Source organism: Pseudoalteromonas sp. B160, assembly GCF_037162485.1.
Classification (GTDB): domain Bacteria; phylum Pseudomonadota; class Gammaproteobacteria; order Enterobacterales; family Alteromonadaceae; genus Pseudoalteromonas; species Pseudoalteromonas rhizosphaerae.
In genome coordinates, this window is sequence record NZ_JARLUX010000001.1 from 2,885,460 (window position 1) to 2,907,936 (window position 22,477).

The window sequence follows — 22,477 nt, forward strand, 5'->3', positions numbered from 1 at the left end:
ATAAATTCACTTGTGCACTTGGTTGGCTGACGCTGTTTTTTGTAAGGCAATATAGAGATCTGAATGCACGTAGATGCCGTCTTTACCGGATGTCATACCAGCAATTTCAAACCATGATAGTAATTGCCGCTTTCTGCCAGCAAGTTCTAATCGAATACCACGTTTTTTAAATATCACGTCTAAATCGGCGAGCATGGCCATGACACTTAAATCTAAATGGGTGAAGCAGGGGACTGCGTCGATAATAACGCATTGCGTGTCGTCTTTTTGCCGCGCATATTGTTCTAGCAAACGCCGTTTAAAGTAACCGGCATTAAAGTAAGTTAAAAGGAGAATTAAAACGATAAATAAAGACTCCTTGTACTGACTTTGCTTTATCTGTGGCATCAAGGCTCCTAACAACGCCCTTAATATCAACACCTAATATATTGTCGGTAGGGCGCATTACGGTGCGAATAAACTGGAATAACCCCAATAGTACAGCGAGAGTGATGCCTGGTATTACGCCAATAAATAACACTGCGAATAAGGTGGCTAGCGCAAGGTAAAATGCTTGTTTGTCTTTACGCTTTAATAGCCAAATGGCTTTTAAGTCTAATAAATGGATTGAAGCAATAATAAGCACAACACCTAATGCTGCACTGGGAATAAATTCTAGGGGAGCGGTTAAAAATAGGGCGATAACAGCAATAATTCCCGCTGCGATAATCGACACTAATTGCGTTTTACCACCGGAATCATCGTTAACAGCTGTACGAGAGTCTGCACCACTGACAGCAAAACCTTGTGATAAAGCAGATCCAATGTTCGCAATACCTAACGCTCTAAACTCTTTGTCAGCATCTATGTCGTAACCATTTTTAGCTGCAAAACTGCGAGCGGTTAGCATCATACTGACAAAGCTAACTATTGCTAAGTTAAGTGCAGGCACGACAAGTTCACGAATAATACCAATATCATAAATAGGGGTGTTAAACACTGGAAGGCCACCGGTTACAGTGCCAATTGTGTTGATATCAAACTGCTTTAAATTAAAAACCCACACTAATAGGGCACCAAATGCGATAGCAAACATAGATGCTGGCCAAGTCGGTTTTAGTCGCTTCATGGCAAAAAACACCGAGGGTAAACAGGGCCATTAATAGAGTAGGGATGTGGGTTTGTGATAAATAAGTAGGCACACCTCCTAATCGTTCAAGTAAATATCTGTCATCGAAGGTAAAACCGAATACTTTAGAAAATTGGCTGACAATAATCGTAATTGCAACACCGTTTAATAAGCCCATTAAAATAGGCTTAGATAAGAAGTCTGCTAATACCCCTAATTTAAATCGGCTAGCAATAAAGCACCAAAAGCCGGTCATCGCGGTCATAGTTACAACGAGTTGCCAGTGTTTAACACTGTCTCCAGCTGCAAGTGGTGTCACCACCGCAGCAATAACCGCACATGTTGCAGCATCGGGTCCGACAATCAATTGTTTGGAAGTACCAAACAAGGCATATAAAATCATGGGTAATATGCATGAATATAGCCCAACAGCGGCGTTAACCCGGTAAGTTGTGCATACGCGATAGCAACAGGTAGAGCAACGGCGGCAACGGATAATGCAGCCCTCACATCATCAGCAAACCACTTTCGTTCATAATGAAGTAAAGTGTTTAAACCTGGCATAAAATCATACAAACGCGACAGCACTAAAGTTTCCTTATTTAATCGTAAGCACACTTGGATAGTAAATTTAATATATTAACAAGTATAGCTCAGGGGTGAGGATTTTTTTAATAAATAGCAGATACTTAGGCTTAGGACTGCTTTTGATTGAGTGTTAAGTCTGATGAAAAAGTTTAAGGTTGAGCGATATTAGCTGGTTGGTGTTATCACATTGCTAATATCATACTAGATGGTGAATAAGATAAAACCAGCGCAATGGCTTTATCTTAGAGTGTGTAAATGCCTATTGGAAACTTTTAACGTGCAGAGTATTGGTGAGCCTTTAATACTTCAAGAGAGACTACTTGTAACGATTTTTCATGGGTGGCCTCAAGTATAACCGGCGGAGCTACGTTTTCAGCAACCGCATGGTGCCAGCGCACGGCACATAAACACCATTTATCACCAGCCTTTAGGCCTGCAAAATCGTACATTGGATTAGGCGTTATCAAGTCATTGCCTTGTGCTTTTGAAAACTGTAAGAATTCTTCAGTCATGATGGCACATACACTGTGGTTACCAAAATCAGATGCAGGGACATAGCAAAACCCTTCTCGAGTGTAGCCTGTATTCCCGCAGCACAAATGCAAGCGCGTACCTAATACATTTATTGATTGCTCATAAAACTACCTTGTTATAATTTGTATTGTTTTACATTCAGTCTGCTTCAGACTATGTGAAAACGTGGTGGATGAAAAGCTTATATTGATAGATAGCATGGAGATCACAAATAACATAGCCATTAAAAATATTAAACGTCAGTTCATCAAACTAATGGCGAGGCCAAAATCAGTTCAATATTCATTTATAGTTGCTTGCTGTGTAATTATTGTGCAATTGTGTTTTAGTTGGCTTGCAATTTTTACGTTTACTGTACTAGTAAAAATTTATTATGGTAACTTGCAGCTATTATACGTTTGTCTTATATCCAGAATCTATATATATATATATATGTGAATATGGTATTTGAATAGCTTCTGATTTCAAATAAACACTTAATTGTAATTGGCAGTATAATTACAGTTTTTATAAGCTCTCGATGTATCAATACCATGGAGCTTTACATTGTTACACGTGAGGAAAAATGAGTAATCTAAGTCTGAAAAACAAGCTGTTGCTATTAGCTATTTTGCCGCTCACGCTGCTTTTAATTAGTTTAATGGCCAGCTCATATTATTTAGAGTATCAAAATCAGCAGCAAAATTTTGTATCGTTTAAAACAAAATTAATTGCTGACAAAGAAAGTTTATTAGCAACTGAGGTTGAGATAGGCCGCCAAATAATTAATTACGAACTAGCCAAGGGGACTAAAGAAGATGCAAAAAATGCATTGCGAGATCTCACTTTTGGCAAAGATGGTTACTTTTTTATCTATGATACAAAAGGCGTTAGTATTTTCCATGCTCTATTGGGTGATGCAATTGAAGGGCAAAATAAAATAGCCATGACCGATCCCAATGGTAAAAAAATAATTGTTGGATTACTTGAGCAAGCAAGACAAGGTGGCGGTGCTTTTTATTATGATTTTCAAAAGCCTAATACAACGGGGTTAGTTGAAAAAATGGGTTATGCAGCGATGGTTCCTGGTACAGATTGGATGCTAGGAACGGGCGCTTATATGGATGATATTGAAGCTGAGCTAACAAAGTACCAAGCAACAATACAAGCTCATATGAATGAAAAAGTAACGACCCTGTTATTAATTGCATTATTTTGGGTGATGTTGACGGTGTTTTTTGCCTTAATTGCGGCAAACAATATGGTAAAGCCTATCCAAAATATGGTGCAAAACTTAGATGATATAGCAAAAGGCGAAGGTGATCCGACTAAGCGCTTAGAAGTGCATAGTAATGATGAAATTGGTCAATTGGGTAATTCATTTAATGTGTTTGTTAGTAAACTACATAGCATTATCACCAATGTGGCAGATGTAACTCGTGATGTAAAAGATTCATCAAATGATATCAATACACAAACACAGTTAATTGAAAATCAGTTAGTAAACCATAATCATGAAACTGAGCTGGTAGCAACGGCGATCACCGAAATGTCAGCAACATCTCAGGAAGTCGCGCAAAATACCACACAAGTGGCGGTATCAACTCAGTCAGCCACGCAAGATGTTGCCAATGCTCAAAAATGTGTAGATGTTTCTTTAGAAGAAGTTTCAAATTTAATGAGTGAGATTAATCAAGCTGCTGAACAGGTTAATTCATTAAGTGAACAATCTAAAAAAATTAACAGTGTATTAAGTGTTATCGGTGGCATTGCTGAGCAAACTAACTTATTGGCCCTTAATGCGGCTATTGAAGCTGCAAGGGCTGGCGAGCAAGGCCGTGGTTTTGCGGTTGTAGCTGATGAAGTGAGAAGTTTAGCCAGTCGTACACAAGAGAGCACGTTAGAGATTAATGAAATGCTTAATGAGTTACATACGCTAGTCACAGCAGCGGTAAAGGCAATGTTGGCAAGCCAGCAAAGCTGCAATCGCTCAGTTGAGTCATCTCGCGCAATTTCTGAAAGTTTAGGGGCGGTAACCAGCTCGGTTACCACAATTAACGATATGAGCACGCAAATAGCTACAGCTGCCACAGAGCAAAGTAGTGTAACTGAGGAAATTAACCGTAACGTTTTTGCGATTCAAGAAATCGTTAATGAGCTAACACGTTCAATTAAAACAACCTCATCAGTTAGTCATCACTTAGCTGGTCGAGGGGAGAGTTTAGGCAATTTAGTAGGTCAGTTTAAGATCTAATATAAACAAAAAGTGGCGATATTATTGTTGATCAGTAATAAATAAAGATCAGGCTTTAAATAGCCCGATCTTTGACTTTAAATATAAATTAGTCAGTTTAAACTGAACACAAAACCGCTAGATTAGCTGCTGAGTTTGCCCGTTGACGACTCTAAGTGTGCACGCACAAACCATTGAAACTGTTCTAAATCGGCAAGTTGGCTAATTAGCATATCCTCAGATACCGGATCGAGCTCTGATAGCTTACCAATCGCACTTCGGTGATCGCCATTAATCCCATTATATACTTTATCAAGCGCAACTAAGTGATCTTTTACCAAGCCCTTACCAATTGAGTAATCTTGCCATGAACGACGATCAACTATCGATTTTGGAGTACCAACTGGAACTCCGCCCAACGTAGCGATTCGCTCGGCGATGGTGTCGGTCATTGCTCTGATCACTTCAACCTGAGGGTCGAGCATTTCATGCACGCCAATAAAATTTGGGCCAACTACATTCCAATGAATATGTTTTAGAGTCAATTGTAAATCGATCAGTGCGACCATGCGGTTATCAAGTGTAGCAATGGTATTTTTTGCAGATTCTTCATTTATACCTGGGGCAGTAAATTCAGCGATTTTGTTTGTTTCGTTATTGTTACTCATTATTCCTCCTGATTTATAAGGAATGTTCACAGCGTCTAATAAAGTCTATGAACATGCGTTAGTTTATATAAAGCAATGGTTGTGCCGATAAAAATTATTTTTTAAGTTGCTGATATTTAATGTTTTGTATTTTTTCAAAGGAGGGGGATGAAAGCTTTCTTTGATATGCCATGAAAAATATGCACTTTTTTGTAAAATCTGCAAAACAAAAGGTGCTGTTACGTGTTAGCGAATTGCTTACTATTAATAATAACTGAGATGCAGGAGTGTATTGTCATTGTTGATTAATCATCACTTACATATACTCAACTCATCTTGTTATTAAAGGAGAAGTGCATGTTGAGATTTTTTTCTATCGAGCAGGGGGTGATCAAAGAGTTAGAGCCTTCATCCGATACCTCTCTTGAAGTATCAATCAGAAATGCACACTGGATTGACACAATCAACCCAACGGAAGATGAGCGAAATACGCTCGCAAAAACGCTCAATATAACTTTTCCTGAGTCAGGGGATGTGCAAGAGATTGAAGCTTCATCGCGATGTTTTATCGACAATGAAGGCTTGCATGTGCATGCATTGTTTATGTCGCCCAATGAAGGACGTTTTAATACGGTAACAGTTGCCTGTTTACTACAGGATAACTGTTTGCTGACCATTCGCGATGACGAGCTGGCTGACTTTCGATTGTTACGCTTAAGAGCACGTAAAGGTCAAGTAATGTGTGATACGCCAAAACAGTTATTGGTTACATTATTCGATCAAAAAGTCGAAAACCATGCTGATATGCTCGAGGATATGCATCATCAGTTAGAGAAGCTCAGTGCATATGTACTAGAAGAAGATGACTCTGATCTAGAAGAAGCGGTTAGTCGTATCGCGCGTTTAGAGGATGCGAATGGGAAAGTGCGTTTGTGTTTAATGGATACGCGGCGCAATATTTCGTTTTTAATACGTCGTTTAGGTGTACAAAATGAGGATCGCGAATCACTACGAGAAATTGTACTTGATATAGATACGCTAATGTCTCACTGTACCTTTTTGTTTGATAAGGTGAACTTTTTGATGGATTCAACACAAGGTTTTATTAACATTGAACAAAATCAAATTATCAAAACCTTCTCTATTGCTTCGGTGGTTTTTTTACCACCTACCGTAGTAGCCAGTGTATATGGGATGAACTTTAATATAATGCCTGAGCTGCAATGGGAATGGGGTTACCCATTTGCAATTGGCATTATGTTGCTATCGGGCTTTGCCCCTTATTTATTTTTTAAACACAAAGGCTGGCTGTAGTGTGTGCCAATGAATACTTGGCATACACTATTATACGAGTTTATATTCATTTTATACGGATAGCGGTCTTATTATCACCTTGCATTAAGATAATAAAGCGGCCGCTAGGCGCACAAAGTCGGACGAGGTAAGTATACCCACGAGTTTATTTTTTTCAGTGATCACAGGCATGCAACCATGGCGGTTATCAACAAAAAACCGAGCAACATCTTGCAGTGGTTGGGTTGCTAGTACAGTGGCAAAATCGGTTGCCATAATAGTGTGTATTTTCGTTTGTTTTTCCTTTCGTTCAAGTGCGCTAGGACTGTAATTAGCCATAATATTCATCACTTGGGCAATCATGATTTTTTGTGTCAACATACCCACTAGTTCGCCATTGTTATCAATTACCGGAATATGGCGGATATTTTTTTCCTTCATTAGATTATGTGCGTCGTGTAGGGTGTTTTCTGCACTTACGGCAAATGGATCTGATGTCATTAAATCTGCAACTGTTTGGCTCATTTTGGCTCCCGTGAAATCACTAACTAGAACTTTGGTTAAAAGGTTTACTAAAATAGCTACTGGAGATAGATGGATTATCCAGAGCTCATATTATTAATCATTCTAGCCTTATTTTTTCTTATTGCACTTTATCAAGATCAAGGCTTTGGTTTTTTGTATAGGAATAGTTTTTAGCTTGGTCATCAGCTGGTTTAGATTTATAGCCACTGGAGATATATTTACTCTCCGAAGCTCAGATTATTTATCTTTATGCGAAAAATTATCCCTTAGTGTACCAACCCAGTTTGAAAATTTATGTATCGCCGAGTTGCCTTTGCCCAGTAGCTCATGCATTTCTGCTTCAAAATGGGTTTGTTCTTTACTACTTGGCTCTGGTAATGGCGGTAAAATATGAGCAAAGTAGGTTTTATCAAGCAGGCGGTGTAATAACCGCTCGCCAATAAAGGGCTTGCCGCTGTTGAGCGCTCTAGCTCCTTTAATTAGGTTACGAATATCATATTGGGTTGGGCTAATGTCGGGCACTTGTTTAGGGATATTAAGTAACTTATATACCCCAATACGTGCTGTACGAATAGAGGCTTCCATCGTGAATATAATATCGTTGTGGGTTTCAACAAATTGACCAATCAAACCTAAGTTTGTACAACCTTCAGGAACTGAGGTGGGTCTGTCACCAGCTGCACGAGTCATAAATTGAGCTGTGATATAAGGCATTAGCGCTGTACGTATCTTGGTATTGGCAATGATTTCATCAAGCTGCTGTTCAATGCCCAAATGGTAGCAAAGCTCCGTAATTATTTCTTCACCGCTACATTGTGGCATTGTTTTAACGATACGATTACCTTGTTTGTCCATTAATAAACCATAGACCCAAAGTACTAACGTATCATCGGGTTGATCTGGAAAATGAGGTTGGCGGTTACACGTTACACTCAATAGCCAGTTAGAGTCTGTAAAAGTAATAATGCCGCCAGTTACCGTGCGACCAGAGTAAGGATCGTTTACTGATAATGTCTTTAGCTTATCTATAAGTGGGGATGGCTTGCAAGTCAGTGTGGCTGACTCCCACATAGACTTATCAATATCGCCATAAAATTTTTCGGGTTTACCAAAAACAGCTGATTTCTTCGCGAGGTTTTTCCATAAATTCCACCCGCTATTTTCGCCAGGATCATGTTTTTCACAGTTCAGTTCGGGTACATTTTGCATGTCGCCATAAGCTGTATGCTCTGTCATTGAACCCGTTAGTGCATAAACTAAATCGTCTGAAGCAACGTTAATATGCTGTGCTTCACCTTTTACAGTGGCATGGATCCCCGTTACGGTTTTTTTATTACCAGTAAATGTTATATCCAGATCGTTTACACGGCTTGCAAATTGAAAATTTACGCCTTTGTCTCGTAATAAATTAGCAAGCGGTTTAATAAAGGTATCGTATTGATTATATTTAGGAAAAAGTAAAACAGACATGTCGGCAAAGCCATCAATAGAATCAAGAAAGCGATGCAAATACAGTTTAGTTTCTAACAAGCTATGACAATTTTTAAAGGCAAACATAGTACGAAATAAAAACCAAAAATTGCTTTGTAAAAAACCTTTGCTGAAATAGTCTTCAATGCTGAGATCGTCAAGCTCTTCTTTGCGCTTGAGCATTAAACGGATCAGCTCCCATTGCTGGGCTTTATTCAGGCCAAAGTCACTTGCATCGAGTATCTCACCGCATTTATTTATTAAACGGGCTTGTGAGTAATTAGCGTCGTTATCATTAATTAAACGGTACTCATCAAGCACAGAATAGCCTTCGGGCAGTTCAACAGCGGGAACGTCTTGAAACAGATCCCACAAGGTGTCGTAATTCCAGTTCATTTCACGACCACCACGAATAATATAGCCGTCATCAGGGTTACCCGCGCCATCCATTGAACCGCCTTCAATATCCATTTCTTCCAAAATGGTAATATTTTCAGCGCTCATATGGCCATCACGAATCAGATAAAATGCCGCTGCTAGGCCACCAATACCTCCACCAATGATCCAAGCATTACGTTTTTCTATACCAGGTGTAGGCAGCGTTTTATGACGTGCATAAGGAGCAATAAAATCATGAGGGGCAAGGTATTAAGTGATTTATTGCTCCAAAAATCAGCCGTTGCGTCAGCTTCATGTTGGAAATTACTTGCTGCGGTTGCAGAAATATTAAACTTCGCTATTGCTTTATTCGTCATTAGCCATCCCTTTTCATGAATATAGATAAGTGTCAGTACTGTTTGCAAGTCTCTCCATAATTGCACGAGGCAAGCATAGTCATGTTGCAGTAGATCAAAGTTTTAGTTCGCGAGGGGTTTATAAGTTAGCTGCTGGAAATTGATTTGTTATCCGAAATTGAGGTTAACAATGGCAACTTAACCAAGTTGCCATTGTTAAGGCGTTTATTTGTTTTATTACTCACAGCATACTAAAAAGTACCGAGGCGACTAACAATACAGCCATAAAAATATTGAATGCTCGTAGGCGCTTGCGATCTTTTAGCCATACTTGTAGCCTTTGTCCGACTAACGTCCATGAGCAGACACAGGGTAAATTAACTATACCGAAAATAAGGCCTACAAGTACCACTGCGCCAATTCCTTTGGATGGGGCATAAACACTTACTGCACTTAATGCCATAGTCCAGGCTTTCGGGTTAACCCATTGAAATAAAGATGCTTGTACAAAAGAAAAAGGTCTAGTATCGCTATTTTTAGCACCGATAGGAGTTTTATTACTGGCAATTTTATAAGCAAGATAAAGCAAATAAGCCATGCAAAGCACTTTTAATAGCTGGTAACTCCATGGAAAAAAGTCAAACAATTGCATGACACCTAAACCAACCAATACGAGCATGATCACAAAGCCAATTGTTACGCCGAGTAAATGTGGCAATGAACGTTTAAAACCAAAGTTAGCGCCTGAGTTCATTAACATCAGGTTGTTAGGACCTGGGGTGATGGAAGATACAAGTGCAAATAATGCTAATGCTGATACCAATTCAATATTCATTTATAGTTGCTCAGTTGATAATGATTGTGCAATTATATTTTGTATGGCTCGCAATTTTTGCGCTTATTAATCTATTATAAATTTACTTTAGCAACTTAATATGAAAAAAGATCGAATTAACGACAGGATATTGCAAGAATTAAAGCGCAGTGGTCGAATTGCCAACGCTGAACTTGCTGATTTGGTTGGTTTATCCCCATCAGCATGCTTGCGCCGTGTACAAGAGTTAGAAAAAGCAGGTGTGATCAAAGGCTACCGAGCAGTTATTAATAATCAAGCGTTTGGACTTGGTTTTGTCGCGTATGTGGGGGTGGGTTTAAATGAGCACTCTACGAAATCTCAACGAGCTTTTGAACAAGCACTTGAGTTTATTGATGAAGTTAAAGAGTGCCATAATGTCACAGGAGCATTTGAATATTTACTTAGAGTAGAAACCGCTGATATTAAGTCTTATAAAGCATTCCATGCTGATGTTTTAGGATCAATCCCCCAGGTACGAACGATCACTTCGCATGTAGTGATGGACTCACCAAAAGATGAGCGGGCGTAAATGCTAGCGCTAACGGTGCGATGCCACTTTTAATTTTATGCTGAGTCCTTGTTTGGTGGTTTATGTCACTTTATTTACCCAACAAGTAGCAGTAAACAGGCTACTTGTTGGGTTTGATATGCGCTCAAGATTGAGGTTAAAGCACGTTTAATTAAAAGTAACTATCATCGCTGATACGCAATGCCATACAATCGCTGTGGCCGTTTATAATCATGCATTTATCAACGCGTACGCCAGCACCGGCGTATTTACCTGCTGCGGTAAAACTACATATTTGCACAAAGTAATCAGCTACTTTAGGAAGGGCAAATAACTGCTGGTATATTTGCTCTTGAGAGGCAAAATGACCCGTTGTTTTTTCTATTACGTGTTGTTGTTCATCAACGAGTTGAATATTTGCACCGCATCGACCAACAATCGGTTTAACGACATAGCCTGTTTGCAATAGTTCATCATTTAAATCAAATGCAGTATTGAGTAAAAACGGATGATTTGGAAATAAACTCCACAGTACTGGCAAAATTGCTTTATTACTGGGTATTAATGTCCACAGCGGCTCAAAAACCATCACATTTTTACGAAGTAATACATCGACCAAACGTGGGGTTTTACCAGATTGCCAGTGCGGCTCAAAATCATCGCTTTGGGATTGATCAGCCTCACACTCTAGTCTTATTTGATCAAGAGCGGTTTCCCATGACCATGTTTTCCAAACGTAACTGAGTTTTTCGCCATCAGCGTCAACAATATTACCCGCTGCGTCCCAGTGTAAATCAGTCAAACCAATGATTACTTTGCACTCAAAACCAGCGGCTTCAATAGCTTCTTTCATAAACAATGCATGGTAATGTTCTTCTGGCTCATCATCTTGCAATATATGGACAAGGCCGTTTACTTCACTTTTTCGCCATGCCCTTACTAAATCTTTAAATAAATCATGGCCGGCATCAATACCCGTTTTAACACCAAAGTGTTTGGCCCATTTACCTTGTACTTTGCCACTTTCCATATAGCACGATGCTGAATCGCAGTTGTATTCATAGACTTTCAAGCCTGCGGGAGTTAATGCAAAATCAAATCGACTGGTGATCAGTTGATTTAAGCGATTACCCCATGATTGGCGAATCTTAGTGAGCACCGCATCGGGTAAATTAAACTTTTTTAATAGCTCAGGATGCTGCAGTACATAGTCTGTTGCATGCATAAACAAGCCATGTAATTCATTGGTAGCATGTTCAATAGTTTGTTGAGCGGTTTTTGAAATTGTAAAATAATGATGTTGATCAGCATTAACTGAAGTCAATTTATGCCCTTGCATCATTTCTACGTAGGCTGCTTCATCGTCATTGGCAATGTTAAGCCATGACTTAGTGGCTTGCCCATAATCAGTTGCATATTGGGCTTTTATGGCAAACAGATCAGTGTTTATTTCAGGCGTAGGTTCACTAAATTCGCTGTACTCAGTTTGTGTCATCCAGCCTAAAATAGTGGCGTCACTGTAAGAGCACTCAATCCAGTAGTCACCTTCTTTTGTGACTTTCGCTTTGAGTTCGCGACACCACTGTTGATCTTGCGGCCATAGCTGATGGGCCACGTTTTGTTCAGCAAGACGAATTTTATCCTGATGTACTTCAACCACCACCGCAACATGGCCAGTTTCTTCAAATTCACCGCCTTCTTCCCAAATGAGTAAACTTCCTACCACTGGGTGGTGTTTTGCACCATTACGAAATGCTTGTAAAGGCAACCTGGTTTGATTGTTTATGTCACGCACTGAGCGTAGCTCAAAAATATCGTAAGCCATTGCAACATCATCAAAAATATAGCCATGATTGAGATACATCCAGCGTCGCGCAAATTCAACACATTGCCATTTATAGCCCATGTAAATACCATCGAGGTAACTACGATAGGCGCTACGGTTAGGATAAATTGTTTCGTCAGCTGTATCGTAATCAGACGAATAAACAGCAACATTACCAGGCGCATAACCTAATAATTCACCAAACTGACTGACAGGAACGCGGGATTTAATAGACAAAGTAATTCAAAATTAAGGAGTGATAATTTGCAGACTATAGGAGTGAATAAGGCCGATAGCAAGATAATAAATATAATCTTTCAGGCATTTTATATGTTGCTGCTAGATGCGTTAACCAACCGTTATTGCGTATTACAAAGAGCTCATTAATCACTTAATTATCATTTAGTTGATTTACGTCTTTATTGTCCCCATATTAACTAAAAACAGTCATTAAAGGGAAGTTATGCGTCATTATCCATTATATAAAATTGATGAAAAATGTTTGCGTCGCTTAGGTCAGGGAGTTTTAAAAACTTATAATTTAAATAAAATTATAGGTTTAGATACTGAAAAAGCAATCGCTAAAGAGTGTGAAGACTTACTTGCGCTGAATGAAGATTGTAATGCAGAGCATTTTGCCGAGCTTCGTCAAAGGCGGGTAATTAGTGACAGCGTGCCAGATGATGATCTATACGCGCAAGTTGTAGAAGCTGATGATGGTAGCTTATTTATAGTCAGTGTTTGTCGTAATGATGATGACGAGACTATGTTTGAAGTGTTTAGTGAGCATCCGTTATCAGAACCATTACTTGCAAAGCTGGTCCGCTATATTAGTAAGGTATTTTGCTGGTGTACGCCTAGATATATTTGTGTATGGCCAGCACCAGGATCAATACCAGCCAAACAACTGCTAAGTTTGGTCGGTAGCCGCGCTGTTGATTCATTGTTAGCAGCACAAGATCCTAAACTGACTGTTGATGAATTACTCTGTGCAGATATTGCATTGCAGCCGTTTGAACTTGATAAAGATTGGCCTTGGTATGAGCGTGACTATACTCAGTTTTTAATGCAGCATCCTGAAATGGCAACAATAGTACCAATTAGCGAAAAAGACGATATCAGCGAAGCTATTGCAGCCGGATTGTGCAGCGCGGCGTTTTATAGAGGCAAGCCACTGGGTATGATAATGGCTGAGTCGAGCGATGAGCTAGGGTTTAACGGTTTACTAATCAGTGATATTTTTATTACTGGGCAATTTAGAGGACAGGGCTTTGCATCCCCAATGCAGCGTTTATATTATCAACAGCATATGCAAGGTTTTGAATTTTTCTTTGGTTACATTCATGCTGATAATAAACCTTCGTATAACAATGCACTTAAACAAGGACGAGAGTTGCTGCGCCAAGAAGTGTACCTTCCTGCGCATTTATTTTTATAGTTGTTTTGCTATTAATTTCAAAAAAATTAATCAGCTAGAGTAAAAACTTGGTGTTGTCTTGTGGCAATATAGTGGTAATTAAGCTAGCCTTTTTATGGTTATTAGTTTTATTAAGTATGATATGAAGCCTAAACGTTTGACTCGTTATTTGCCGCTTAATTCATTAGTTATGTGCTTGGCAGCTTTGCCAAGTTTTTCATATAGTAATGAGCAAGATACTAACCTATTTGAGATCCCGCTTGAGAGCTTACTTAACATTGAAGTTGTGAGCCCTTCACAAACCGTAAAAAAGATAAGCCAAGCGCCGAATATTATTAGCTCAGTTAACGCCACTCAAATTGCAAGTATGGGCGCGCGAACGCTATCAGATATATTGAAAATGTTGCCTGGCGTACAAATACTATCGCGGCGAAATGGCCGAGACATGGTGTGGATCCGAGGCATTCCATCAGGTCGAAACAGCAAAGTAATGTTAACTATTGATGGCGTACCTCAGCGGGAAGGTTTAATTGGAGGCTGGTCTCCTGATGAACAGATACAAATAAATAATATTGAGCGAATAGAAGTTATCCGCGGACCTGGATCTGCGTTATATGGTGGTGATGCATATTCAGGTTTGATTTCTATTTTTACGAAAGCAAAAGCGCCTGAACGAACTCGCATCTCAGCAGGGGTTGCCAGTTACGATCGTAAATCAGCTACTATCAATACGGGGAAAGAGTTTGCGGGCGGAACATTTGTTTTGTCAGGGCGACTCTTAGATAGCAAAGGCTATCCTCAACAATATGACCGCAACGGTTTTGCATCAACGCATGATAATAATGTTGATGCTAAAAGTCTGGGAGTGTCTTTACGCAATGAGCAGTGGCAATTTGGTATAAATTATGATGATTACACGACAGAGTATCCTCATTACTCGTCAAATCAATATAAATCTCAACGCTATCAAACACTCAGTGCGCACATCCAAAATAAACTTAGCTTTGATAAATTATCGATAGAAAATCAATTGTATACCTACAAGGTGAAGCGCTACTTTGAACGTACGATTACCGATCTGCAGGGCAATATTGATTTTTATTCTGACTCAGACTTGGATTCCACATCAAATGGTGTGCGCAGTCAGTGGAGTTACGCGTTTAATCCAAATCACCATGCTATTGTGGGGCTGACCTTTCAACAACGTCAAGTCGGTGAATATCATGAGACGATAAAAAAACAAAACGCGGTAGAAGTTAATGAGTATGAATCAAGGGTGATTCGAGATGGTGACTTAACACCATCAAGCCATAATCGGGCTATTTACTTTCAACAAGAATCACTATTTTTTGAGCAACGCTTAGGATTGACGGTTGGTGTGCGGGTTGATGACTACCCTGAGTTCAGCTCAGAAACTTCTCCGCGGATTGCTGTGACTTATCAAGGTAATGAACAGTGGTCTGGTAAATTGATATGGGGAACGGCTTTTCGAGCGCCTACTTTTTTACAGCAATATGAAGTGCGCAGTGACAATAATATATCAGGAAATCCAAATCTAAATCCTGAACAAATAGAGACATTTGAAGGTGAGTGGGTTTATCATTTTTCAGCTAATAATAATATTACTCTGCGAGGGTTTAGCAGTTATTTGAGTGAGTTTATTCAGTCTGTAAATGGTAAGCCTTACGAAAATAGCAGTGAGCAATTACACGTTCCTGGATATGAAGTTGAGTGGAATAATCAATATTATGCAGATTGGTCTCACTTTAACCGCATTAGTACTTCATTTAATTATACCCGAGTTAATTCAGAGCAAGCGTCATTGGCAAAAGATACATTAAATTGGCTGCTGTTTATGGAGGATGAGCAATTTTCATTTTATGCGGGAATTAATTACCTTAGTCGGCGTAACCAAAGCCTAAGCTATCATACCAGTGTAAAAGTGCCAGAAATTGCACAACGAGATAATAAAGCTAGCTACTGGACTTTGGATGCTCACTTGAGTTATCGCCCTAGTAAGCAAAGTGCGTGGCAATGGACTATTGGTGTAAAAAATATGTTTGATAAACAGCATTATAACCCTACCTATGCGCCAGATAGCTACTATGACGTAAGGAAAGAGCCACAAAGTTATGAACTGAGTGTGGCATTGTCATTTTAATAGGATGACCTGCTAGGTTATTTAAAACAGTTAATGCAAAGCGGGTTATCAAGGTGCTTTTTAAATTCAATGTTTGCTGATAGCCATGTTGAAGGCTAACTTGCTTGTATGGTCCTGGGCAACACTTGTCCTGCGCATAGATATAAATATTGACTTCATCCAATATAGAATATTGCAATATCTCTCCTAAATATGCACAACTTTAGGTCTAAAAATAAATCCTAACAGAGGTAATAGTTAACTTTAGAGCGAAGTTTTTTAATTTGTTGAAATAGTTTTCCTCTTTCGTCGGTCTTTGCATGTGGGCACTAATAATCAATAATCATTTCAAGAGGTCGTGAGTAGGATGACTAAAGTTAAACGCAGTAGGTTGGGTATGCCAGCGATACTTTATCGAGGTAGCTTATTACTAGGGTCGATGGCTGTTTTTGCAACGGCGACACTTTATTTTGCAGGCGCATTTAATCGTGATGCAGTAACAGCACAAAAATTTGTTGATTTGCAGCAAGGTGACACACCACATGCCGGTTTTCGTCGTGCGCATGCTAAGGGTATATGTATAACGGGTAATTTTGAATCAACAGGGGCACTATCTTCTTACTCGACCGCAGAGGTGTTTAAAAAGGGCAGTACGCCATTTTATGGGCGTTTCTCAATTGCAGGTAATAATCCAACCGCGCCAGATTTAAAAGCACCGGTGCGCAGTCTAGCATTTGCAGTAAACAGTGGCACAGTCGATGAATGGCGTGTTGCTATGAATACGCCTCCTGTAATGGCAGTTGCTACACCTGAGGCATTTTTTCAGCAATTGCAGGCATTATCACCGGATCCTATAACAAAACAACGAGACCCAGAAAAAATAACTGCGTTCTTTAAAGCACATCCAGAAAGTAAAGCATTTAATGATTGGAAAGCTGACTATGTGCCTGCCAATAGTTTTGCCGCAGAACGTTATCACAGTATCAATGCGTTTTATTTACATAATGAGCTAGGTGATAAACAAGCTGTGCGTTGGGTTGCGCGTCCGCACAAAGCGACAAATAATGCTGCGATGCTCGATACGTCATCGGCCAACGCACTTCAACAAGAGTTGGCATCACGTTTAGATCAAAACGCTGTTAAATTGGATTTAATTTTTACCTTAGCGGCGTCTAATGATGATGAGAATAATCCAACCATACCGTGGCCCTCAGATAGACAGACGATAAATGCTGGCACATTATCAATCGTTTCTTGGCACAACCAAGAAAACGCAGCCTGTGGCGACGCAAACTTTGATCCGTTGGTGTTACCGCAGGGTATGAGTGCGACAGCCGATCCGATTTTACGTGCGCGTGGTGCCGCGTATGCGCAGTCCTATCGTCGTCGTGCAAAAGAAACATTGTTAGGTGCTAAAGTTAGCGCAACAAATGGAGGTGAATAATGTCAGCAAATAAGGGCTACTCAGCAGGCAGTCGGTTATTACATTGGGTGATGGCGCTGATGTTAATATCGATGCTATTTTTAGGGTTATCAATGGTACAAAGCTTGGCCGTTTGGCAGGTTGAGGCTGTCACCTTACATAAATCTACCGGTATTTTAGCGCTCATTTTAGTTGTGCTGAGATTAATAAATAAAGTGTACAGCTGCACGCCTACTTTACCCACTGAGTTACCTAGGTTGCAGCGGTTTGCAGCTCATATCACTCACTTTGGGCTTTATTGCGCGATGATACTGATGCCGCTATCTGGCTGGTTAATGCAAAATGCGGACGGGCGTGTGGTGCAGTTTTTTGGGTTATTTCAGTTACCTAATTTGCTTGACGCTGATATTAAATACTTTGCATTTTTCCGAGAAATGCATGGCATTGTAGCTTGGTTGTTTTTAGCAATGATTTTTATGCACATCAGTGCCGCGCTTTATCATGGTTTAATCAAACGTGATGGCGTTATGAGCGCAATGCTGACAGGCAAAAAGTAGCTGTAATAAAGCTCACTTAGGTATTCATTCCAAGAAAAAGGCCAGTTTTATTGGCCTTTATGCATTTTAGTTTATTCATAGCTGCGGGCTTTTTTGGTTTTAATTACGGCAATATAGCCGTGCCAGCTGGCATAGCTAAGTAGTGGCATAATAACTATAAAACCAGTAGCACCAGTGACAAAACCAAGGGCTACGAGTATAAAAATACATGCAGACCAAACAATCATCGCTGAAAAGTTGGTTTTAACGGCATTCATTGATGACATAACCGCGGTCATTATATCGACCCGTCTTTCCATCATAATTTGTGGAGTAAATGCTGAAATAGCAAATACAGTAACCAGCAAAATTCCGCCGATAATGGTACCTAAAGTTAAAAAAGCGGAGAGTTCTTCAAATGTAGGATTAGCATGACTGGGGTAAAGTGCATGAACTATCGCTGCCAGACGCATCCATATAATCATTATTACCATCAGTAAAATTGCAAATCCCCATTCACCGACCGGGTTTCTGAACATTGATTTTAGAGAATGGCTAAGTGTTGGTGTGTGGCCTTTTTCTAGCTCCCAAGCAACATCATAGAGACCGACCGCAAATACCGGGCCGATCAGAGCAAATGCGACACTGGCTGGTAAAACAACTAAGTAGCTGTCAGTGAACACCGCGAAATAGACAATTGCCAGCGGGATCAGAGTGAAAACAATCCCATAAATCAAGCTTAAAATAGGTGCTCTGGCCATATCTTTAAAGGCCAGTGCCAGCCAATGAAATGCTGCAAAAGTGCTGACCTTATTGCACTCTAAACAGCGCGCAAATTCGGAGTGTTTATCTATTGTGTTTGTTGACGGCATAAGGAGCTTCCTCTAAAGGCTACTCTTAAGGTTTAGAACATGTAGCCATTATTTACAAATTTTAAAGAACTTTTTAGCCTGGATTACGAGTACTAATTACTAAATTATTAAAAACTAATTAATTAGTTGATAGATTGAGTTGGGCACGCTATAGTATTTAAAACTAATTAATTAGTAGAACTTTAAAAAGGTTAAATACGATGGCTAGAAATAAATCAAATCAGCTTACCGATGGTGAGCAAAGTATTATGGAAGTGCTTTGGGAAAGTGGTGAGGCGTCTGTGCGCGATATAACAGAAGAACTATCAAAGGAAAAAAACCGCTTATACCACAGTACAAACGTTATGTAAGATCCTTGCTGAAAAAGGCTACGCCGACTTTAGAAAAGAAGGAAAAGCGTTTATTTACACACCAAAGATTACTCAAAAAGAAGCGCGGCAAAGTGCATTAACTTCGATGCTGAATAAGTTTTTTGGAGGCTCACCTAAGGTATTGGCACAGCATTTAATGCAAGAGACTGACATTGATCTTGATGATTTAGAAGCATTACAGCGTAAAGTTGACCAAAGTAAAGATTAACAAACCTAGAAAAGGACGTCAGGACAATGATGATTGAATATACCTTATTAACAACGTTAGCATTTCATCACCTTGTTATTGGTTTTATACTTTTATTGGGACTTACGTTGATTAATAAATGTGTTCCATCGGGGGCTGAGTTGAAAAGCTGGTTGTGGATGACGACGTTAATTACCGCAACAGTCATCCCTTTTACCTTGATCACAACCGGGAATGAAAACGAAAATACAGAGATCAATACAACAGCGCAAACCATTGCTTCTCAACAAGATCCTAATGTGTTGAACACAGCTAGTACGGGTATTATTAATGAGCCGAATAACAGCTGGCACTTGCCTAGTGAAATCGTATTTAATTTTTCATTTTTGCTAAGTATAGCCGTCTTAATCTGGCTTGCAGGCAGCGTTTGGCGAGTATTTACAGTATTGTCATCATATATTCAAACACGCTATTTGATAAGCTCAACAATTGAAAAAGCGCCACATTTATCTGCCCATATTGATACACAGGTTTATACTTCAACTAAAGTATCCTCTCCTTTAGTTGTAGGGTTTAAACAACCTAAAATTATTCTTCCAAAAAGCCTTACCGAGCAACTCAAGCATGAGCAATTACTGGCGATAGTGCTTCATGAAAACGCGCATATTAAACGCAAAGATAACTGGTTTGGTTTATTTCAAGAAGTCATCGCGATTCTATTTTGGTGGAGCCTGGTGATACGCATGCTTAACAAGCAAATTCATGTAGAACGCGAAATAGCCTGTGACTTACGTGCAGTAAATGAAATTAAAAATACTCAACAATATGCGCAATCACTGATTGATTGTGCAAAATTAATGGTAATGCAGCAAAGGAGTGTGCTGGCAATGGGGCTTTTTAGTAAGAAAAAAGAGCTAAATTATCGCATTGGTGCAGTGTTAGAAAATAAGCAATTTAAAAAGCCAAGTATCGCTGTAATTGCTTTGGTGTGTGCAGTGCTCGCTGCTACAACGATTCAAGCAACGCAGGCATTTTCACCCAAAATTAGTATTAAACATACCGTAGCAGATGCCCGACATTATTCACTGTTACCACAATTCGAGAGCACTTTATTAATTAATGCGGTCACGCGTAATGATATTGATGCGATACGTGTGCTGCGAAATGATGGGGTTGATATTAATGTACCAGTGATTGGTGATGGCACTGCGTTAATGATTGCCGTGAAAAAAAATAACAAAATAATGACTCAGGCATTAATTGACTTAGGCGCGGATGTAAATCAGTCATCAAGTGGTGATGGTAACCCGCTGATAGTTGCTGCGATGAATAATAACATTGAATTGGCTACGCTTTTACTTGATAACGGCGCTGATATAAATGCAATTGTACCGCGTGATGAAACGGCCCTTATAAATGCTGCATATTTTGGTTTTTACGATATGAGCCAATTATTAATATCACGGGGCGCTGATGTAAACTTAGCGGTTACTACAGGAGCATCTGATGGTTACCAGCGACGTACCCCCTTAATCGTGCTCGCACAGAGTCAATTAAAGCGTTACTAATAGCTAATGGAGCACGCCAATGAATCACATATTACTTCACTCGCCCCCCTGAATGCGTTGATCTAACTTGGCTGATGAGCGAATGCAAGTCAGCCTGCGTCAAATTTATTTAAATTACTTCAATTAATTATTGATTGGGTTTCCCCTACTTTTAGTGGGTCAACCAAACTCGCTCTGAATAAAGGAAAACAGTATGTTTACTCGTTACCAAAGAACAATTATTGAACAAAATATAAGGGGGCAACATGATATTTAATACCCCCATATTCTTTTGGTTTTTTGCCATTTTTATTTTGTTTTACGGTTTTGTTTTTTTAAAACAAAAACCCAAAGTGTATTTGATTTTAGTCGGCAGCTTAGTTTTTTATGGCGCGTGGAATTATAGTTTTATTCCCTTGCTGGTGGGCAGTGGGGTAGCCGATTACTTTATTGCTCAAGCTATATATAAAGCATCAACGCAGCAACGTAAAAAGCAATGGGTTACGTTATCTGTGGTGCTTAATTTAGGGTTATTAGCGGTGTTTAAATATGCTGACTTTGTACTCAATTCTGTGTCTGAGCTGTTATCTACGCTTGGTTACAATGCCTCCATTGAGACATTAGGGTGGGTACTGCCTGTTGGTATTTCTTTTTATACTTTTCAAAGTTTAAGTTACACCATTGATGTTTACCGTGGCGATATGAAACCACGTAAAGGCTTAGTTGAATTTGTTGCTGCTTTATCGTTTTTCCCACAACTGGTTGCAGGCCCAATTCTTCGTGCAAGTCATATTTTGCCACAAATGCACGCCATCGCCTTGCCTAAGTACACTGCTGTAAAACATGGTTTTTTGCTGATCACTGTGGGGCTGATTAAAAAAACTGGTGCAGATATATTGGCTATCCCTGCACAACATGCTTTTGAGGCAAAAGGCCCCATAAGCACACTGGAGCTTTGGACTGGCGTATTGGCATTTGCAGGGCAGATATACGGTGACTTTTCGGGTTATACCGATATGGCAATTGGTATTGCGCTGATACTCGGTTTTAGTATTCCACTTAATTTTAGAGTGCCTTACTTCGCACTTTCTCCGGTTGATTTTTGGCGTCGTTGGCATATTTCACTCTCGACTTGGTTACGAGATTATTTATATATTTCATTAGGCGGGAACAGAAATAATAACCGCACCCGTAATGTGTTTTTAACTATGTTACTGGGTGGTTTATGGCATGGCGCAGCGTGGACTTTTGTTGCTTGGGGCGCATTTCATGGCGCTATTATCACTGCTACGCACTATTTAGCAGGGCTGAAAATATTTGCACGTTTTAATCAATCCAATGCACTGTTTTTAACTTTTATTAAGTGGGCCATCACGTTTTATTTAGTCCTTATAGGTTGGGTGTTTTTTGCAGCCAACGACTTAACTTCTGCCATAGATATTATTACTAATTTACATGTATTTAATTCAACAATAGCAGCTGGAAGCAACGCAATGACTATTTTTGTAATGACCAGTGTGTGGGTATTACTTGTACATATTATGGATTTTTACGTAATAAAGGGCGCTGACAAGCTGGAAAATAAACCCTGGTTATTTTGGCTGTTAATGATGTTAGGGCAAGGGGTATGTTTATTTATCGGGGAGCCAAGCAATGAGTTTATCTATTTCCAATTCTAATCATC

Annotated in this window: 18 protein-coding genes and 2 pseudogenes; 10 read left to right on the forward strand and 10 right to left on the reverse strand. The window is 39.5% G+C overall.

Going from position 1 to position 22,477, the window contains the following annotated elements:
- Positions 1-6: 6 nt before the first annotated feature.
- From P4S61_RS22975 to P4S61_RS13415, 4 genes and pseudogenes are all read right to left on the reverse strand, one after another.
- Complete coding sequence (locus P4S61_RS22975) at positions 7-387, reverse strand: STAS domain-containing protein (protein ID WP_442961564.1); 381 nt, start codon at positions 385-387, stop codon at positions 7-9.
- Positions 314-1,075, reverse strand: coding sequence for a SulP family inorganic anion transporter (locus tag P4S61_RS22980; protein ID WP_442961596.1), 762 nt, complete (start codon positions 1,073-1,075; stop codon positions 314-316). Before P4S61_RS22980 ends, P4S61_RS22975 begins: the two co-directional genes overlap by 74 nt.
- Positions 1,032-1,672 (reverse strand): annotated as a pseudogene (locus P4S61_RS22985) (SulP family inorganic anion transporter). Before P4S61_RS22985 ends, P4S61_RS22980 begins: the two are co-directional and overlap by 44 nt.
- Before the next feature lie 296 nt (positions 1,673-1,968).
- Entirely contained in the window at positions 1,969-2,322 is a 354-nt protein-coding gene (locus P4S61_RS13415) for a DUF2237 family protein (protein WP_337118909.1), read from the reverse strand.
- A 473-nt stretch (positions 2,323-2,795) separates the two neighbouring features.
- Here P4S61_RS13415 and P4S61_RS13420 point away from each other — a divergent pair, with 473 nt between their 5' ends.
- A complete protein-coding gene (locus P4S61_RS13420; protein ID WP_337118434.1) occupies positions 2,796-4,463 on the forward strand; it encodes a methyl-accepting chemotaxis protein in 1,668 nt (555 codons plus the stop codon).
- A 122-nt stretch (positions 4,464-4,585) separates the two neighbouring features.
- Here the strand turns inward: P4S61_RS13420 and dps are convergent, their stop codons facing one another.
- On the reverse strand, positions 4,586-5,110 hold the full coding sequence (gene dps, locus P4S61_RS13425; protein ID WP_337118435.1) for a DNA starvation/stationary phase protection protein Dps: 525 nt from the start codon (positions 5,108-5,110) through the stop codon (positions 4,586-4,588).
- A 336-nt stretch (positions 5,111-5,446) separates the two neighbouring features.
- Here dps and corA point away from each other — a divergent pair, with 336 nt between their 5' ends.
- Complete coding sequence (gene corA / locus P4S61_RS13430; protein ID WP_145241796.1) at positions 5,447-6,403, forward strand: magnesium/cobalt transporter CorA; 957 nt, start codon at positions 5,447-5,449, stop codon at positions 6,401-6,403.
- Positions 6,404-6,487: 84 nt separating this feature from the next.
- Here the strand turns inward: corA and P4S61_RS13435 are convergent, their stop codons facing one another.
- From P4S61_RS13435 to P4S61_RS13445, 3 genes are all read right to left on the reverse strand, one after another.
- Complete coding sequence (locus P4S61_RS13435; protein ID WP_145240773.1) at positions 6,488-6,907, reverse strand: CBS domain-containing protein; 420 nt, start codon at positions 6,905-6,907, stop codon at positions 6,488-6,490.
- Between the two features lie 237 nt (positions 6,908-7,144).
- Positions 7,145-9,004, reverse strand: coding sequence for an oleate hydratase (locus P4S61_RS13440; protein WP_337118910.1), 1,860 nt, complete (start codon positions 9,002-9,004; stop codon positions 7,145-7,147).
- Positions 9,005-9,352: 348 nt separating this feature from the next.
- Entirely contained in the window at positions 9,353-9,946 is a 594-nt protein-coding gene (locus tag P4S61_RS13445) for a LysE family translocator (RefSeq protein ID WP_182731132.1), read from the reverse strand.
- Between the two features lie 100 nt (positions 9,947-10,046).
- Between P4S61_RS13445 and P4S61_RS13450 the strand changes: the two genes are divergently transcribed.
- Positions 10,047-10,496, forward strand: coding sequence for an Lrp/AsnC family transcriptional regulator (locus tag P4S61_RS13450; RefSeq protein ID WP_149981764.1), 450 nt, complete (start codon positions 10,047-10,049; stop codon positions 10,494-10,496).
- A 151-nt stretch (positions 10,497-10,647) separates the two neighbouring features.
- On the opposite strand, the gene gss is transcribed toward P4S61_RS13450, so the two are convergent.
- Positions 10,648-12,531, reverse strand: a complete 1,884-nt coding sequence (gss, locus tag P4S61_RS13455) for a bifunctional glutathionylspermidine amidase/synthase (RefSeq protein WP_337118911.1) — start codon at positions 12,529-12,531, stop codon at positions 10,648-10,650.
- A gap of 232 nt (positions 12,532-12,763) precedes the next feature.
- Here gss and P4S61_RS13460 point away from each other — a divergent pair, with 232 nt between their 5' ends.
- From P4S61_RS13460 to P4S61_RS13475, 4 genes are all read left to right on the forward strand, one after another.
- Positions 12,764-13,738, forward strand: coding sequence for a hypothetical protein (locus P4S61_RS13460; protein ID WP_337118436.1), 975 nt, complete (start codon positions 12,764-12,766; stop codon positions 13,736-13,738).
- Positions 13,739-13,859: 121 nt separating this feature from the next.
- A complete protein-coding gene (locus tag P4S61_RS13465; protein ID WP_337118437.1) occupies positions 13,860-15,878 on the forward strand; it encodes a TonB-dependent receptor plug domain-containing protein in 2,019 nt (672 codons plus the stop codon).
- Between the two features lie 376 nt (positions 15,879-16,254).
- Positions 16,255-17,301, forward strand: a complete 1,047-nt coding sequence (locus P4S61_RS13470) for a catalase family peroxidase (protein ID WP_337118438.1) — start codon at positions 16,255-16,257, stop codon at positions 17,299-17,301.
- Complete coding sequence (locus P4S61_RS13475) at positions 17,301-17,837, forward strand: cytochrome b (RefSeq protein WP_145240782.1); 537 nt, start codon at positions 17,301-17,303, stop codon at positions 17,835-17,837. The genes P4S61_RS13470 and P4S61_RS13475 overlap by 1 nt, the downstream gene beginning before the upstream one ends.
- Positions 17,838-17,908: 71 nt before the next feature.
- On the opposite strand, the gene P4S61_RS13480 is transcribed toward P4S61_RS13475, so the two are convergent.
- Positions 17,909-18,688: a DUF2189 domain-containing protein gene (locus P4S61_RS13480; protein WP_145240784.1), complete on the reverse strand. Its 780-nt coding sequence runs from the start codon at positions 18,686-18,688 to the stop codon at positions 17,909-17,911.
- A 248-nt stretch (positions 18,689-18,936) separates the two neighbouring features.
- Between P4S61_RS13480 and P4S61_RS13485 the strand changes: the two are divergent.
- From P4S61_RS13485 to P4S61_RS13495, 3 genes and pseudogenes are all read left to right on the forward strand, one after another.
- Positions 18,937-19,267 (forward strand): annotated as a pseudogene (locus tag P4S61_RS13485) (BlaI/MecI/CopY family transcriptional regulator).
- A gap of 26 nt (positions 19,268-19,293) precedes the next feature.
- Positions 19,294-20,814: a M56 family metallopeptidase gene (locus P4S61_RS13490; protein ID WP_337118439.1), complete on the forward strand. Its 1,521-nt coding sequence runs from the start codon at positions 19,294-19,296 to the stop codon at positions 20,812-20,814.
- 245 nt (positions 20,815-21,059) lie between these two features.
- Positions 21,060-22,472 (forward strand): MBOAT family O-acyltransferase, encoded by a 1,413-nt coding sequence (locus P4S61_RS13495; protein WP_337118440.1) that lies wholly within the window; start codon positions 21,060-21,062, stop codon positions 22,470-22,472.
- Positions 22,473-22,477 lie beyond the last annotated feature (5 nt).

What these genes read in the sequence shown, in the direction of transcription:
- P4S61_RS22975 (WP_442961564.1), bottom strand. Translation starts at nt 387, where the DNA reads ATGCCACAGATAAAGCAAAGTCAGTACAAGGAGTCTTTATTTATCGTT.
- P4S61_RS22980 (WP_442961596.1), bottom strand. Translation starts at nt 1,075, where the DNA reads ATGTTTGCTATCGCATTTGGTGCCCTATTAGTGTGGGTTTTTAATTTA.
- P4S61_RS13420 (WP_337118434.1), top strand. Translation starts at nt 2,796, where the DNA reads ATGAGTAATCTAAGTCTGAAAAACAAGCTGTTGCTATTAGCTATTTTG.
- dps (WP_337118435.1), bottom strand. Translation starts at nt 5,110, where the DNA reads ATGAGTAACAATAACGAAACAAACAAAATCGCTGAATTTACTGCCCCA.
- corA (WP_145241796.1), top strand. Translation starts at nt 5,447, where the DNA reads ATGTTGAGATTTTTTTCTATCGAGCAGGGGGTGATCAAAGAGTTAGAG.
- P4S61_RS13435 (WP_145240773.1), bottom strand. Translation starts at nt 6,907, where the DNA reads ATGAGCCAAACAGTTGCAGATTTAATGACATCAGATCCATTTGCCGTA.
- P4S61_RS13445 (WP_182731132.1), bottom strand. Translation starts at nt 9,946, where the DNA reads ATGAATATTGAATTGGTATCAGCATTAGCATTATTTGCACTTGTATCT.
- P4S61_RS13450 (WP_149981764.1), top strand. Translation starts at nt 10,047, where the DNA reads ATGAAAAAAGATCGAATTAACGACAGGATATTGCAAGAATTAAAGCGC.
- P4S61_RS13460 (WP_337118436.1), top strand. Translation starts at nt 12,764, where the DNA reads ATGCGTCATTATCCATTATATAAAATTGATGAAAAATGTTTGCGTCGC.
- P4S61_RS13465 (WP_337118437.1), top strand. Translation starts at nt 13,860, where the DNA reads ATGAAGCCTAAACGTTTGACTCGTTATTTGCCGCTTAATTCATTAGTT.
- P4S61_RS13470 (WP_337118438.1), top strand. Translation starts at nt 16,255, where the DNA reads ATGCCAGCGATACTTTATCGAGGTAGCTTATTACTAGGGTCGATGGCT.
- P4S61_RS13475 (WP_145240782.1), top strand. Translation starts at nt 17,301, where the DNA reads ATGTCAGCAAATAAGGGCTACTCAGCAGGCAGTCGGTTATTACATTGG.
- P4S61_RS13480 (WP_145240784.1), bottom strand. Translation starts at nt 18,688, where the DNA reads ATGCCGTCAACAAACACAATAGATAAACACTCCGAATTTGCGCGCTGT.
- P4S61_RS13490 (WP_337118439.1), top strand. Translation starts at nt 19,294, where the DNA reads ATGATGATTGAATATACCTTATTAACAACGTTAGCATTTCATCACCTT.
- P4S61_RS13495 (WP_337118440.1), top strand. Translation starts at nt 21,060, where the DNA reads ATGATATTTAATACCCCCATATTCTTTTGGTTTTTTGCCATTTTTATT.